Below are 15,008 nucleotides of genomic sequence, written 5' to 3' on the forward strand. Positions count from 1 at the left end.
GATGCGCCGCGCGGGCGGCGCTCGATCTGATAGGCGCTGCAAAACTCAAGACATGCACATGCACACCCACACGCCCCCGACATGCACCCTCCCCCCATTGAGTTACCATACCCCCCTGCGCACCGCCCACCATCCAAGCCAAGCCCCCGCTTGCTCGACTCGACACCAACAGGTCATCCATGCGTCTGTTTCATACCTCCGACTGGCACCTGGGCCAAAGCCTGCACGGCCAGGAACGCGACTTCGAACACGCCTGCTTCCTCGACTGGCTGCTCAGCCAGCTGCACCTGCGCCAGCCGGATGCGCTGCTGATCGCTGGCGACATCTTCGACACGGTCAACCCACCGGTAAAAGCCCAGGAACGCCTCTACGACTTCATCGTCCAGGCACATGAGCAACAGCCCAAGCTGGACATCGTGATGATCGCCGGCAACCACGACTCCGGCTCCCGCATCGAACTGCCTGCAGCGCTCATGCGCCGCCTGCGCACCCACGCCCTGGGCCGTGTGCACTGGCTCGACGAAGGCCAGCTGGATGCCGAGCGCCTGCTGATCCCGCTGACCAACGCCCGCGGTAAGGTCTGCGCCTGGTGCCTGGCCCTGCCCTTCCTGCGCCCGGCGGAAGTCACCGGCCCGCAATTGGGTGACGACTACCTGCAAGGCATCACCCAGGTGCACCAGCAACTGATTGCCGCAGCCCAGCAAAAGCGCAAGAAGGACCAGGCCCTGGTCGCCATCAGCCATGCCCACATGGCCGGGGGCGCGGTGTCGGAGGACTCCGAGCGCAGCCTGATCATCGGCAATGCCGAAGCCTTGCCGGCCAAGCTGTTCGACAAGGCCATCAGCTATGTCGCCCTGGGCCACCTGCACAAGCCGCAGAAGGTCAACCGCGAAGAACGCATTCGCTACAGCGGCTCGCCGATCCCGCTGTCGTTCGCCGAAATCAACTACCCCCACCAAGTGCTGGAGGTGGAGCTGGACGGCGCCGAGCTGGTCAGCGTCGAACCGCGCCTGGTGCCCCGCGCCGTGGCCCTGCAGCGCATCGGCCCGGCGCCGCTCGGCGAGCTGCTCGAACAACTGGCCGAACTGCCGGTGATCGACCTGCTCGAAGACCCCAATCGCCAGCCCTGGCTCGAAGTGCGCGTGGTGCTGGACGAACCGCAGCCCGACCTGCGCCAGCAGATCGAAGGCGCCCTGCAGGGCAAGGCCGTGCGGCTGATCCGCATCGGCGCCGAATACGCCGGGCGCGCCAGTGCCGAGGACGACGCGCTGGCGTTCGTCGAACTGTCCCAGATGACCCCGCAGGACCTGTTCAGCCGCGCCTGGGAACAGGCCTACGGCAACCCCGCCGATGAACAGGCCCTGGCCGACTTCGCCCTGCTGCTGCAGGACGTCCAGCTGGAAGAGGAACAGCCATGAAGATTCTCGCCATCCGCCTGAAGAACCTGGCATCCCTGGCCGGCCCGATCGACATCGATTTCACCGCCGAACCCCTGGCCAGCGCCGGCCTGTTCGCCATCACCGGGCCTACCGGTGCCGGCAAAAGCACGCTGCTCGATGCCCTGTGCCTGGCCCTGTTCGGCACCGTCCCGCGGCTCAACGACATCGGCCGCGAAGCCAAGGTGCCGGACGCCGACGGCGAAATTCCGACTTCCGACCCGCGTAACCTGGTGCGCCGGGGCACGGGCAGCGGCTTTGCCGAAGTCGACTTCGTCGGCATCGATGGCCGTCGCTACCGCGCCCGCTGGGAAGCCAACCGCGCCCGTGACAAGGCCAACGGCAAGCTGCAACACAGCCGCCAGAGCTTCTATGACCTGGACAGCGAGCAGGTCCTGGCCAGCGGCAAGAATGAATACAAGCAACTGGTCGAAGCACGCCTGGGCCTTAACTTCGAGCAGTTCACCCGTGCGGTGATGCTGGCCCAGAGCGAGTTCGGCGCCTTCCTCAAGGCCGACGACAAGGAACGCAGCGAGCTGCTGGAAAAGCTCACCAACACGGCGATCTACACCCGCCTTGGCCAGCGCGCCTTCAGCAAGGCCCGCGAGGCCGGCGAAACGCACAATGCCCTGAAAGACCGTGCCAGCCACCTGCTGCCCATGCTCACCGAAGCCCGCGCCGAACTCGACCAGCGCCTGGAGCAGGCGCAGCAGCAGTTCAAGGCCGACCAGGCGCGTGAGCGCCAGCTGGAACAACAACGTGCCTGGCTCAATGAACAGTGCCAGTTGCAGGTTCAGCGGGCCGAAGCCAGCGCAACCCTGCACGCCGCTGAACAGGCCTGGGAGCAACTGGCCGAACAGCGCCTGGACCTGCAACGCCTGGATCGCCTGGCGCCCCAGCGCCACCAGTTCCACCGTCAGCAGGCCTTGGCGGCGCAGCTCGCGCCACTGGCCAGCGCGGTCAGCGAACAACAGCGCCAGCAAAACGACCTGCAAGGCCGTACCGGCGAACTTGAGCAGGCACTCGAAGCCGCACGCCAAGCGCTGACCCAGGCCCAGGCCAGCCAGGGCGAAAACGCCCCGCGCTTGCGCCAGGCGTTCGCCGAGCAAGACACCCTCACCCGCCTGGAACAGGAACTGGGTAAAGTTCGCGAGACCGGCCAGCAGGCCGACCTGGCTGCCGCCGAGCTGCAACAACAGCTGCAGCAGCTTGAAGAACAGCAGCAGCGCGGCCAGCAGCAACTGGTGCAGATTGACGCGGCCCTGGCCGAAAGTACCCCCCTGGCCGCCCTCACCAACGCCTGGCAGGCCTATCGCCCGCAACTGCAACAGTTGCTGCAGATCGGCAACCGCCTGAACCACGGCCGTGAAGAACTGCCGGGGCTGCAGGCCCAGGCCAGCCAGGCCAATGCGCAACTGCAGGAACAGCGCGACGCCCTTGAGGTGCTGTTCCGCGAGGCCGCAGCAGAGCCCCAGGCCCTGGCCGAGCAGCTCGACCTGCTGGGTGGCATGCTGCAGGAAAACCGCAAGCAACAACGCGCCGTGGAAGAACTGTCCCGCCTGCATGGCCGCGAGCAAGAGCTGCAACAGGCTATCCACTCGCTGCGCGAACGCCAGCAACAGGCCCTGCAGCAACGCCAGCAACTGATTGGCGAAGGCACCGCCGCCAAGGCCGAGCTGGAGGCCGCCGAGCAGGCGCTGACACTGACCCGGCAACTGCTGGAACGTCAGCGCCTGGCCCGCAACACCAGCGTCGAGGAACTGCGGGCGCAGTTGCGCGATGGCGAACCGTGCCCGGTATGCGGCAGCGCAGAACACCCGTTCCATCAGCCCGAAGCGTTGCTGCAGAGCCTTGGCCGGCATGACCAGGCCGAGGAAGCCACGGCCCTGGCGCAGGTTGAGCAATTCAACACCCGCCTGATCGAGCTGCGCACCCAGGTGGGTGTGGTCAATGGCCAGATCAAGGAGTATCAGCACCAGCAGGGGCAACTGAACGAGCAGTTGCAGCCGTTGGCCGAGCAACTGGCCGCCCACGCCTTGTGGCCCGCCCTCAGTGCCCATGACGAAAAGGCCCGCAGTGCCTGGCTGGACAGCCAGCTGCGCCGCCTCGACCAGGAAATCGGTCGCGACGAACAACGCCAGGCCACCCTGCTGACCCTGCAAAGAGACGCTGCCCGCCTCAACCAGCAACTGCAAAACGCCAGCGAAGCCCAACAGCAGGCGCAACGCCGCCTGGACCAGCAGCACCAGGCCCTGGCCGCCGACCAGGAGCGCCTCGAACAGGCCCTGGCCGATTTCGCGACCTTGCTACCGCCCCCTGTGCTGCAGGCCCTGCGCGATGAGCCGGCGCACGCGTTCCTCAGCCTCGACCAGCAGATCGCCCAGCGCCAGCAACAGCTGGACCAGCAGAAGGACGAACTGCACGAACAACAGCAACGCCTGCAACAACTGGAGCGCCTGCACGACCAGCAGCAAACCCGCGTCCAACGCCAGCAGGAACTGCAACAGCAGATCAGCGGGTTGGCCGAGCAGATGGCCAAGGCCCGCGCCGCACTGGCCGCGCTGTTGGGCGAACACGCGCGCGCCGAAGACTGGCAGCGCCAACTGGAGCAACAGGTGGAGCAAGCCCGCGCAGGCGAAGCCGAGACCGCCGAGCGCTTGCAACAGGCCCGTACGCAAGCCCTGCAACTGGCCGGCGAACTCAAGGCCAACCTCGCCCGCCAGCAGACGCTGGAACACGAACACCAGCAACTGCAGGGTGAAATCGCCCAATGGCGCGCCGAACACCCCGAGCTCGACGACAGCGGCCTCGACCGCCTGTTGGCCATGGACGATGCGCACGTGGGCGAACTGCGCCAGTGCCTGCAAGCGGCGCAAAAGGCTATCGAACAAGGCCGCGTGCTGTTGCAGGAACGCGCACAGCGGCTGCAGCAACATGCCGCGCAAGCCAGCGTCGTGGCCACGGCCGAGGCGCTGGAGCAGTCCCTCGCTGAACTGCGTCAATTGCTCGCCAACCATGAGCAGCAGTGCGCCGAACTGCGCGCCGCCCAGGCTGAGGACCAGCGCCGCCAACAGGCGTACCAGGCGCTGGCTGAGGAAATCGAACAGGCCCACCAACAATGGCAGCGCTGGGCGCGCCTCAATGCATTGATCGGTTCGGCCTCCGGCGACGTCTTCCGCAAGATCGCCCAGGGTTACAACCTCGACCTGCTGCTGCACCATGCCAACAGCCAGTTGCGTCAGCTGGCGCGTCGTTATCGCCTCAAGCGTGGCGGCAGCGCCCTCGGCCTGCTGGTGCTGGACACCGAGATGGGCGATGAGCTGCGCTCGGTGCATTCGCTGTCAGGGGGTGAAACCTTCCTGGTCTCGCTGGCCCTGGCCCTGGGCCTGGCGTCGATGGCGTCGAGCACCCTGCGTATCGAATCGCTGTTCATCGACGAAGGCTTTGGCAGCCTCGACCCTGAGTCGCTGCAACTGGCCATGGATGCCCTCGACGGCCTGCAGGCACAAGGGCGCAAGGTCGCGGTGATCTCCCACGTGCAAGAGATGCATGAACGCATTCCGGTGCAGATCCAGGTGCGCCGCCAGGGCAACGGCCTGAGCGACGTCGAGGTGTGCGGGTGATCCTCTACTCGTTCCGCCGCTGCCCCTGGGCCATGCGCGCGCGCCTGGCCCTGCGCTACGCCGGGTGCGAGGTGCAGATCGAGGAAGTGGCGATGAAGAACAAGCCCGCCGCACTACTGGCCTTGTCGCCCAAGGGCACGGTGCCGGTGCTGGATACCGGTGCGGGCGTGTTGGAGGAGAGCCTGGACATCATGCGCTGGGCGCTGCAACGCAACGACCCACAGGATTGGCGGCTACTGGCCAACCCTGCGGCGGCGCAACAGGCCGAGGCGCTGATCGCCCGTAACGACAGCACGTTCAAGGCGCAGGTGAACCTGTACAAGTACGCCGAGCGTTACCCCGAACATACCCGCGAGCACTACCGCCAGCAGGCTGAAGCTTGGTTGGTAGAGCTCGAAGGCTTGCTCGAAGGGCGTGCTTACCTGCTGGCCGATCACCCGAGCCTGGCCGATGCCGCCTTGCTGCCCCTGATGCGCCAGTTTGCCGGGGTCGAACCGCAGTGGTTCGCCGAGGCGGCTTATCCGCGGGTGCGGAGCTGGCTGGAGGGGTGGCTGGCGTCGGACCTGTTCAAGGCGGTAATGGCGCGATAGCTATCAGACTCGGCGCGAAACCTGTGGGAGTGGGCAAGCCCGCTCCCACAGGTTCAGTGCTCACAGGCGTGTCAGTGACTGTGCTTGCCACTCAACGCCGCATAAAAATTCGCGCTCTGACGCAGGTACTGCTCGGTATAGCTGTGGGTAGCGGACGCCTTGCTGCTGTTGTCAGCATGGGCATGCGCTGGCAGCACGACCGAAGCGGAAATGGCGGATGCGGCGATGACCGGGAAGAGATTGAAGTTCATGTGGGCTGACCTCGACTGCGGTGGTTTGACGTTGGCCCTTCTGGGCCTTGGGTCAAACTTACGCCGCCAAGGTCGCGCCTAGAAATTCATTGCGACAGTAACCATTATCACGCTGATCGATAGTCGCTTGAGACAGCCCTTGAGATCGTCACTCGATGAATTTCAAGTCCGACGGCGCATCCTGGGTCAGCGTCTGTACCGTATCACCGAGCTCGCCAGTACGCGGGTCGCGGCGCATGACCACGATCTGGTTGCTCTTCTGGTTGGCTACCAGGAGGAAGTTGTCGCTAGGGTCGAGGGCAAATTCCCGAGGGTGATCGCCCTCGACCGAACGGCGCTGCAACAACGCCAACTGGCCATCGTCCTTGCCCACGCTGAACGCCACGATCTCGTTGGCCGTGCCGCGATTGCTCACATACAGGAAACGCCCATCCGCCGACAGGTGCAAGCCGCCAGCCGCCTTGGCCGCAGCCTCCTGGCTCTGCGTCAGCGGCAGGCGCTGACGCTCGACGAGGTTGCCGTCCTGGACATCGAACATCACCACCTCGGCGCTCATTTCCAGGGTCAGGTAAGCGTGTCGCCCCTTGGCGTCGAACAGCAGGTGGCGCGGGCCGCTGCCCGGCGGCAAGGCCACCGAAGCGGGAATTGCCGGGGTCAGCGGATGGTCCGCGCTGGCGCCATCGTAGCGATAGATAAACACCTTGTCGGCGCCCAGGTCGCAGGCATACAGGTGCTGGCCATCCGGCGACAGCACCAGCGAGTGCACATGGGCACCGGCCTGGCGTTCGGGATTTACGCCGCTTGGTGTGTGCCGGGCCTGCTGCACCACATCCTTGAGCTTGCCGTCCTTGGCCACCGGGATCACCACCAGGCTGCCGCCGGGGTTTGGCTGGACAGCGTAGTTGGCAACGAACAGGTAGCGCTGGTCACGACTGAGGCTGGCGTGGGTTGGCTCGTCGCCCCGGGTGGCCACCTGGTTCAGCGGTTTGATCTGGCCCTTGCTGCTCAGGCTGAAACTGCTGACGTGGCCCTGCGCGGTTTCGTTGACCGCAAACAGTTGGCGCTGGTCGGCCGAGAGCACCAACCAGGAGGGGCTGACGCTCTTGACCACCTGCTGCGGCGTGGGGTCGATATGGCCGCTCTTGCTGTCGAACTGGTAACGGTAGATACCTTGGCTCGCACCATCGGTGTAGCTGCCCACCAGCAGTGTGGCAGCCTGGGCGTTGAGGGTCAGGGTCATGAGGCTAGCGGTCAGCAGGCTCGTCCAGGTCCGGTTCATCGTGGTCTTCATCCGGGGCGCGAAAGGCACTCATACAGACTAGACGATGCTCGCCCTGGGCATCGTTTAGCTGCCACTCGTCACCGCTGGCAATGGCGGCGGCGACCTGTTCGGGGGTGAAGGCCCAGCGACGGAGCTGGCGGCCATCCATGCATTCGACGGTGAGGCCGGTTTCGTTGGACGTGAAGTCGAAGGCGTGCAGGCCATCGATCAGCAGCATGTCGCAGGATGCGAGGGCGGTGGCGAGGGGGGACATGGGGGTACCAATTTGAAATGTGGCGGCATTATAACCCTGGGGCTGCTGCCGCTCCCACAAGTACAGCGCCTACCTGAAGAGCTGCACCTACTGTGGGGCCGCAAAGCGGCCCCCTGCAATCAATGGGCGAAAATAGACCCGCCCTCCTTGCCCACCATCTTCTCCGGCTTGATCAGGAACCGCGCCAGCGCCGGCAGCAGCCACAGCGCACCGAACATGTTCCACAGCAGCATGAAGGTCAGCATCAGGCCCATGTCGGCCTGGAACTTGATGGCCGAGAAGATCCAGGTGCACACGCCAATGGCCAGGCACAACCCGGTGAACAACACCGCCTTGCCGGTCGAACGCAGGGTTTGGTAATAAGCCTCCTGCAACGGCAGGCCTGCGCGCAGGAAGCTTTCCAGACGGCTGTAGATGTAGATGCCGTAGTCCACGCCAATGCCCACACCCAAGGCCACCACCGGCAACGTCGCGACCTTCACACCAATGCCCATGTAGGCCATCAGCGCATTACCCAGCACCGAGGTCAGCACCAGCGGCAGGACGATGCACAGGGTCGCCGCGAACGAGCGGAAGGTGATCAGGCACATGACCGCGACGCAGATGTACACCAGCACCAGAATGGTCAGTTCGGCCGACTTGATCACCTCGTTGGTGGCCGCCTCGATCCCAGCGTTGCCCGCCGCCAGCAGGAACTGCAAGCCCTCCTTGTTATGGCTGTCGGCAAAGGCCTTGGCTGCGGCGGTGACCCGCTCCAGGGTCTCGGCCTTGTGGTCGTTGAGGAACACCAGCACCGGCGCCAGCGAGCAATCGGCGTTGTACAGGCCGTCGGCGCGGGCGATGGAGTTGTTGAGGATGTCCGGGTTGCGCGACAGGGTCTCCCATTTCAGGCTGCCCTCGTTCATGCCCTTGATCACCTGCTTGGACACGGTCACCAACGAGATCGCCGACTGCACGCCCGGGGTGTTTTCCATGGTCCACATCAGCTCGTCTATCGGTGCCATGGTCGAGTGGATCGAGCAACTTTCCGACGGCGTCTTGACCATGATCACCAGCACGTCCGAGCTGGTCGAGTAGTTGCTGATGATGAAGTTGTTGTCCTGGTTGTAGCGCGAGTCCGGGCGCAGTTCCGGCGCGCCCTGGTCGAGGTCGCCGATTTTCAGGTTTTGGCTGTACCAGAGGCCACCGGCGAACATCACCAGGGCCAAGGCAACAGACACCGGCGCCACTTTGGCACTGGCGAAGTTCGACAGCAGGCGCCAGAACGGGTGCTCGCGGGTCGCATCCTTCTTGCTGCGCTCGACGGCCTTCTTGCTGATGCCGACGTAGGAAATCGCCACCGGCAGCAAAATGAGGTTGGTAAAGACAATCACCGCCACACCGATCGAAGCGCCGATGGCCAGCTCGCGGATGACCCCGATGTCGATAATCAGCAGGGTGATGAAGCCCACCGCGTCGGCGAGGATGGCGATCATCCCCGGCAGGAACAGTTGGCGGAAGGTGCGCCGGGCAGCGGTCAGGGCATTGTCGGCGTCGCTCGACTGCAGGGCGATGCCGTTGATCTTCTGCACCCCGTGGGAAATGCCGATGGCAAAGATCAGGAAGGGCACCAGCATCGAGTACGGGTCCAGGCCGAAGCCCACCGCATGCATCAACCCCAGTTGCCAGACCACCGCCACCAGGGTGGTGATGAGCACGGCAATGGTGCTGCGGATGCACCAGGTGAACCAGTACAGCAGCACCCAGGTGATGCCCAGGGCCACGCCGAAGAACAACGCCACCATCACCAGGCCGTCGATCAGGTCGCCGACTTTTTTGGCGAAGCCGACGATATGAATCTTCACGTTGGGGTTCTGCGCCTGGAACTTGTCGCGGATCTTTTCTTCAAGCTGGTGCGAGAACTGCTGGTAGTCGAGCTTGACCTGCTTACCCTGGTCCTGCGGGTCGGGGTAGCTCTCCAGTAACGGCACATCGACGATGCTGGACTTGAAGTTGTTACCCACCAGGCGCCCCACCTGGCCGGACTTGAGCACGTTGTCGCGCAACGCGTCGAGGCTTTCGGCCGAGCCGTTGTAGGTATTGGGGATCACCTCGCCACCGGAGAAGCCTTCTTCGGTCACCTCGGTCCAGCGCACGCTGGGGCTCCACAGCGACTTCAGCCCGGCGCGATCGACACCGGGGATATAGAACACCTCGTCATGGATCTGGCGCAGGGTCTCCATGTAGTCCTTGTCGAAGATGTCACCGTTGACCGCCTCCACCGAAATTCGCACGGTGTTGCCAAGGTTGGCCAGGTCGTTGCGGTGCTCCATCATCTGCTCGATGAATGGGTGTTCGAGCGGGATCATCTTCTCGAAACTGGTCGAGGGGCGAATCTGCGTGGCCTGCCAGAACAGGAAGATGCTGACCAGCACGCACAGGGCGATGACCACGGGGCGGTTGTTGAAGATCAGGCGTTCGAGCAGCGTAGCCTTGTCCTGGTGATGCGGGTGCATGGTGATGCTCTCCCTGCTGGTCATGGACGTGGCTCCTTGGCAGCTTGGTCGCCACCTTCGGCGGTGGCCAGGTGCACGCCGCCCTGCCCCACCAGCAGCAAGCCGCCCGTGGTCAGGCCAGTGACGCCGGCCAGGGCAATGCGGTCGGCACGGTTATAGACGCTGAAGGTCTGCCCGTCGTCATGGCTGCGCAACACACTGCCGCCGTTACCGACCAGCACCACGTTGCCATCATCGACAAGCGTAGCGCTTGCCAGGCCGAATTCGAGGGCGCCGCGCGCGGCCTTGAGCTCGATCGGCTGCCAGCTATCGCCGAAGTCGGTAGAACGGAACAGGTTGCCGCGCAGGCCGTAGGCCAACAGCGTCCGTGGCTGGGCGGTGCCGATCACGCCGAACAGCGAGCCCTCATAGGGGCCCTCGACCTTGGACCAGCTCTGGCCGTTGTCGCTGGAGCGGAACATGCTGCCCTGCTCGCCAACGATGAACAGGCCGGCGTCCTTGATTACGGCAATGCCGTTGAGGTGAAACTGGTCGGCGTTGTCCAGCCGCTCGGCGACGTCCTGCCAGTGCTGGCCGCCGTCGGTGGTTTCCAGCAGTGCGCCATAGGCGCCCACGGCAAAGCCATGCTGGGCGTCGAGGAAGGTGACATCAAGCAACGGGGCTTCACGGGAGAGGTCTTCGAACTGCTTGCTCCAGGTCGCGCCGCCATCGGTGCTGGCGAGGATCTGCGCGTCATGGCCGACCGCCCAGCCGCGTTTGTCGTCGAGGAAGAACACGGCGGTGAGCAGTTGCCGGGTGGGTACCCGGGCCTGGGTCCAGGTCTTGCCCTGGTCGTCGGAGAACAGGATGTGCCCGCGATCACCGACCACTACCAGGCGCTTGCCGGCCTGGGCAGCATCGATCAGCAGGCTCTGGCTGGCCTGGGCCGATTCGGTCGAGTATTCGTCGGCGGCAGCGGCTTCGACACTGCCTGTCCACATGCCCAATGCCAGCGCCAGCATCGCACCGGCGGCCAGCGGCCAGGCTCCACGCCTGGTCTGCGCCATTAGCTGCTCCCTCATGACTGTCCCCTGTTGTGTTCTTCTTAGTGGGTCAATGCCTTGCAGGTACTGCGAAAAGCCTGTGGTAGAGGCCTGCAATAGCTTGAGGGGATCGTAGCGGGGAAGGTTGCGGGAATACAACGAGCGGGACGTTATGTTTTGTTAACCGCCCAAAAGCTTCGCGGGACAAGCCCGCTCCCACAGGTGTTGCGCAGTACCTGTGGGAGCGGGCTTGTCCCGCGAAAGGGCCAGTTCAGGCTATGGGGAACTCAAGCCAGGCTCTTGCTCACCACTTCATACACATCACTGGACAGCGACCCGGAAGCCAGAATCCGCTCCAGCTCACCCTTCATCAACGCCTGACGCGCAGCGTCATACTTGCGCCAGCGGGTCAGCGGTGCCAGTTGACGCGAGGCAATCTGCGGGTTCAGCGCATTGAGCTCGATCACCAAGTCCGCCAGGAAGCGATAGCCCGAGCCATCGGCCGCATGGAAGTTGACCAGGTTCTGCCCAGCGAACGCACCGACCAGCGCCCGCACCTTGTTCGGGTTCTTCAAGGTGAACGCCGGGTGCTGCATCAGCGCCTTGACCCGCGCCAGCCCGCCCGGCAGCGAGCTGGCGGCCTGCACGCTGAACCACTGGTCCATGACCAGCGGGTTGTCCTTGAAGTGCTCGGCGAAGGTCTCCAGCGCCTTGGCCCGCTCGGCCTCGAACGGCGAGTTGACCAGTACCGCCAGGGCGGTCAGGCGTTCGGTCATGTTATCGCACTGGTCGAACTGCTCCAGCGTCGCCTCCAGCACCTGCGGCTTGCCGCTCTGCATCAGGTACGACAGCGCGATGTTCTGCAGGCTACGGCGGGCGAAGTGCTCGGCTGCGGCGACGTAAGCGGTTGTGCGCGAGACCTCGCGGTGCGCCTGGTAGCGGGCCCACAGGCCATCGAACAGCTGCTCGGCGATCTGCTGGCGGGCGAACTCGCGGGCGGCGTGGATGGCATCGACATCGGCCACCTGGCTGATCTCAGTGAGGTAGGCCTCGCCCGGCAGCGACAGCATCTCGGCGACCATGGCAGCGTCCAGCGACGCGTTGCCCAGCACAGTGCCCAACGCAGTGATCAGGCGCGGGTCAAGCTTCAGCGCTTCGCCACGCTGATGCTGGCCGATCAGTTCCTGCAGCACCTGAACAGACAACTGCTGGCCAGCTTCCCAGCGGTTGAAACCATCGCTGTCGTGTTGCATCAGGAACATCAGTTGGTCGCGGTCGTAAGGGAAGCTCAGCTTCACCGGCGCACTGAAGCCCCGCAGCAGCGAGGGCAGCGGCTTGGCCGTGAGGCCTTCGAAGGTGAAGGTCTGCTCGGCCTCGGTCACCGACAGCACACGGCTGGTGCCGCCAGCCGCGGCCTCACCCGCCAGGCGCAGCGGCAGGTCGTTGCCTGCAGCATCCAGCAGGCCCAACTCGACCGGGATCACGAATGGCAGCTTTTCGACTTTGTCCGGGGTCGGCGGGCAGCTCTGGCGGAAAGTCAGGCTATAGGCCTGGGTACCCGCGTCATAGGCTTCGCTGACCTCCAAACGCGGCGTGCCCGCCTGGCTGTACCAGCGCTTGAACTGGGTCAGGTCGACGCCGTTGGCATCTTCCATGGCCTTGATGAAATCGTCGGTGGTCACCGCCTGGCCATCATGGCGTTCAAAGTACAGGTCGCTGCCCTTGCGGAAGCCCTCTGCGCCCAGCAGGGTGCGGACCATGCGCACCACTTCGGCCCCCTTCTCGTACACGGTGAGGGTGTAGAAGTTGGAGATCTCGATGAAGCTGTCCGGGCGCACCGGGTGGGCCATGGGGCCGGCGTCTTCGGCGAACTGATGGGTGCGCAGGTAAGCGACGTCCTCGATGCGCTTGACCGTGCGCGAGTTCATGTCGGCGCTGAACTCGGCGTCGCGGAACACCGTGAAGCCTTCCTTGAGCGACAGCTGGAACCAGTCGCGGCAGGTGACGCGGTTGCCCGACCAGTTGTGGAAGTACTCGTGAGCGACCACGCCTTCGACACGCTGGTGGGCGGCGTCGGTGGCGGTTTCGGCGCGGGCCAGCACGCAGCTGGAGTTGAAGATGTTCAGGCCCTTGTTTTCCATGGCGCCCATGTTGAAGTCGTTGACCGCGACGATCATGAAGATGTCCAGGTCGTACTCACGGCCATAGACTTCTTCATCCCAGCGCATGGACTTCTTCAGGCTGACCATGGCGTGGTCGCACTTGTCGATGTTCTCGGGCTCGACGTAGATGCGCAGGGTCACGTCGCGGCCGGACTGGCGCGTGAAACTGTCCTCGACGCACCAGAGGTCACCGGCCACCAGCGCGAACAGGTACGCCGGCTTCATGAACGGGTCTTCCCAGGTCGCCCAGTGGCGGCCGTCTTCGGCCGGCCCGCTGCCGATCGGGTTGCCGTTGGACAGCAGCACCGGGTAATGATGCTGCTCAGCGATCACCGTGGTGGTGAAGGTGCTCATCACGTCAGGGCGGTCGAGGTAGTAGGTGATCTTGCGGAAGCCCTCGGCCTCGCACTGGGTGCAGAACATCGTGCCGGACTTGTACAGGCCTTCCAGCGCGGTGTTGCTCTCGGGGTGGATCTTCACGCTGGTGTCGAGGGTGAAGCGCTCGGCCGTGGGGTGCACGGTCAGGCTGTCGGCTTCGAGCTGGTAATCGCTCGCCTGCAGCTCGACATCGTCCAGCGAAGCACGCAGCAGCTCAAGCTGCTGGCCGTCGAGCACCAACGGCGGCAGACCGGCACCACGTGCCGGGTTGCGGCGCATGACCAGTTGCGCATGGACCAGGGTGTGGTCCTCGAACAGCTCGAAGGTCAGGTGCGTCTCGTCGATCAGGTACTCGGGCGCCTGGTAGTCCTTGAGGTAGATCACTTGCGGTTGTTCGGTACGCATGTGCAGGTCCTTTTTACTGGAGCACGGCCATCTGGTAGGCCGTGTACTTGCGAATATTGATCACGCCGGTGTCGAAGATCAGGTACTGGCCCTTGATGCCCAGCAGCGTACCTTCCACCACCGGGTTCTTGTCCAGGTTGAAGCTGACGATCTTCGTCGGGTAGGCCTCGACCGGGTAACGCATCTGCACCACTTCGGCATCCGGCAGCGGCTGGATCGCCTGCAGGCCAAAGCGCGCTTGCAGTTCGCGCAGGCCGTCGGCACAGGCGTCGAAGATCTGTTCACGAATGGCCACCAGGTCCAGCGCTTCGGCGTCGCCCTTGAGCAGTGCGCGCCAGTTGGTGCGGTCAGGTACCTGGCTGCGCAGCACGTCTTCGACCAGGCCCGACTGTTGGCGGGTGGCCACGCGCATGATCGGCAGCGCCTGGCTGGCACCCTGGTCAAGCCAGCGGGTGGGCAGTTGGGTGGCGCGGGTGATGCCGACCTTGACCCCTGATGAGTTGGCCAGGTAGACCACGTGGTCGGTCATGCAGAACTGCTCGCCCCAGGACGGTTCGCGGCAAGTGCCGGCGTCATAGTGGCAACGTTCCGGGGCCATGATGCACACGTCGCACTGGGCCAGCTTGGTCATGCACGGGTAGCAGTAGCCTTGGCTGAAGCTGGTCTTGGTGCGCTTGCCGCAATGGCTGCAGTGAATGGCGCCGAGGTATTCCAGACGCAGGCGCTGGCCGATCATTGGGTTGACCGGCACCTGCGTGTCATCCAGACGAAAGCTGTACTGCACCAGCGGTGCTTCCAGGCTTACCGCCATCTTGCTCAAAGAGCCACGAGCGAGTTCGATCAATGTACCGAGTCCGACTTGAACAGAATGTTAGCGATCGGCGCGGACTTCGACGCGCACTCCTGCGGGCCCATGTAGCCGGTACGCTGATCTTCGGGGAGGTTTTTCATTTCCCAGGCGATCACTGCCTGCAGTGACAGTTCTTTCTGCTCGGCAGTGAGCTTGCGGCCGTCGGACCATTTACCGATTTCTACGGCCGTTTTCAGGCTCTCGTAGATCTCGGGGGTAATGTTTTCGATCATTTGCGCGAAAGTGGACATAGCGTCTCCA

11 protein-coding genes are annotated in these 15,008 nt (G+C 64.3%); 3 read left to right on the plus strand and 8 right to left on the minus strand.

Translation table 11 applies throughout. The annotated features are described in order from the left end of the window. Positions 1-179 precede the first annotated feature (179 nt). The 3 genes from OGV19_RS16045 to OGV19_RS16055 are packed head-to-tail and all read left to right on the plus strand — an operon-like array spanning position 180 to position 5,649. Positions 180-1,418: an exonuclease SbcCD subunit D C-terminal domain-containing protein gene (locus OGV19_RS16045; RefSeq protein ID WP_264309658.1), complete on the plus strand. Its 1,239-nt coding sequence runs from the start codon at positions 180-182 to the stop codon at positions 1,416-1,418. Continuing rightward, on the plus strand, positions 1,415-5,059 hold the full coding sequence (locus OGV19_RS16050) for an AAA family ATPase (protein ID WP_264309659.1): 3,645 nt from the start codon (positions 1,415-1,417) through the stop codon (positions 5,057-5,059). Before OGV19_RS16045 ends, OGV19_RS16050 begins: the two co-directional genes overlap by 4 nt. After that, the gene (locus OGV19_RS16055) at positions 5,056-5,649 is read left to right on the plus strand and encodes a glutathione S-transferase (RefSeq protein WP_264309660.1); all 594 of its coding nucleotides are present in this window, start codon (positions 5,056-5,058) and stop codon (positions 5,647-5,649) included. The genes OGV19_RS16050 and OGV19_RS16055 overlap by 4 nt, the downstream gene beginning before the upstream one ends. A 71-nt stretch (positions 5,650-5,720) precedes the next feature. On the opposite strand, the gene OGV19_RS16060 is transcribed toward OGV19_RS16055, so the two are convergent. From OGV19_RS16060 to OGV19_RS16095, 8 genes are all read right to left on the minus strand, one after another. Next, positions 5,721-5,900, minus strand: a complete 180-nt coding sequence (locus tag OGV19_RS16060) for a hypothetical protein (RefSeq protein ID WP_264309661.1) — start codon at positions 5,898-5,900, stop codon at positions 5,721-5,723. Between the two features lie 148 nt (positions 5,901-6,048). Beyond that, positions 6,049-7,179, minus strand: coding sequence for a lactonase family protein (locus tag OGV19_RS16065; RefSeq protein WP_264309662.1), 1,131 nt, complete (start codon positions 7,177-7,179; stop codon positions 6,049-6,051). Then, the gene (locus tag OGV19_RS16070) at positions 7,145-7,435 is read right to left on the minus strand and encodes a DUF5629 family protein (protein ID WP_264309663.1); all 291 of its coding nucleotides are present in this window, start codon (positions 7,433-7,435) and stop codon (positions 7,145-7,147) included. Before OGV19_RS16070 ends, OGV19_RS16065 begins: the two co-directional genes overlap by 35 nt. A 119-nt stretch (positions 7,436-7,554) precedes the next feature. Next, on the minus strand, positions 7,555-9,930 hold the full coding sequence (locus OGV19_RS16075) for an efflux RND transporter permease subunit (RefSeq protein WP_264313954.1): 2,376 nt from the start codon (positions 9,928-9,930) through the stop codon (positions 7,555-7,557). Positions 9,931-9,950: 20 nt separating this feature from the next. Beyond that, on the minus strand, positions 9,951-10,991 hold the full coding sequence (locus OGV19_RS16080) for a YCF48-related protein (RefSeq protein ID WP_264309664.1): 1,041 nt from the start codon (positions 10,989-10,991) through the stop codon (positions 9,951-9,953). Positions 10,992-11,239: 248 nt separating this feature from the next. After that, a complete protein-coding gene (gene pepN, locus OGV19_RS16085; RefSeq protein WP_264309665.1) occupies positions 11,240-13,897 on the minus strand; it encodes an aminopeptidase N in 2,658 nt (885 codons plus the stop codon). Between the two features lie 13 nt (positions 13,898-13,910). Beyond that, positions 13,911-14,741, minus strand: a complete 831-nt coding sequence (locus OGV19_RS16090) for a DUF2797 domain-containing protein (protein ID WP_264309666.1) — start codon at positions 14,739-14,741, stop codon at positions 13,911-13,913. Further along, positions 14,738-14,998 carry a YeaC family protein gene (locus OGV19_RS16095; RefSeq protein ID WP_051099822.1) on the minus strand — a complete coding sequence of 87 codons (261 nt, stop codon included), beginning with the start codon at positions 14,996-14,998 and terminating at the stop codon, positions 14,738-14,740. Before OGV19_RS16095 ends, OGV19_RS16090 begins: the two co-directional genes overlap by 4 nt. Between the last annotated feature and the right edge of the window lie 10 nt (positions 14,999-15,008).

It is taken from the genome of Pseudomonas putida (assembly GCF_025905425.1).
Lineage (GTDB): Bacteria > Pseudomonadota > Gammaproteobacteria > Pseudomonadales > Pseudomonadaceae > Aquipseudomonas > Aquipseudomonas putida_AF.

Excerpts from the sequence above, each read along its gene's own strand:
- OGV19_RS16060 (WP_264309661.1), bottom strand. The coding sequence starts at position 5,900 with ATGAACTTCAATCTCTTCCCGGTCATCGCCGCATCCGCCATTTCCGCT.
- pepN (WP_264309665.1), bottom strand. The coding sequence starts at position 13,897 with ATGCGTACCGAACAACCGCAAGTGATCTACCTCAAGGACTACCAGGCG.
- OGV19_RS16045 (WP_264309658.1), top strand. The coding sequence starts at position 180 with ATGCGTCTGTTTCATACCTCCGACTGGCACCTGGGCCAAAGCCTGCAC.
- OGV19_RS16050 (WP_264309659.1), top strand. The coding sequence starts at position 1,415 with ATGAAGATTCTCGCCATCCGCCTGAAGAACCTGGCATCCCTGGCCGGC.
- OGV19_RS16075 (WP_264313954.1), bottom strand. The coding sequence starts at position 9,930 with ATGCACCCGCATCACCAGGACAAGGCTACGCTGCTCGAACGCCTGATC.
- OGV19_RS16070 (WP_264309663.1), bottom strand. The coding sequence starts at position 7,435 with ATGTCCCCCCTCGCCACCGCCCTCGCATCCTGCGACATGCTGCTGATC.
- OGV19_RS16080 (WP_264309664.1), bottom strand. The coding sequence starts at position 10,991 with ATGAGGGAGCAGCTAATGGCGCAGACCAGGCGTGGAGCCTGGCCGCTG.
- OGV19_RS16095 (WP_051099822.1), bottom strand. The coding sequence starts at position 14,998 with ATGTCCACTTTCGCGCAAATGATCGAAAACATTACCCCCGAGATCTAC.
- OGV19_RS16065 (WP_264309662.1), bottom strand. The coding sequence starts at position 7,179 with ATGAACCGGACCTGGACGAGCCTGCTGACCGCTAGCCTCATGACCCTG.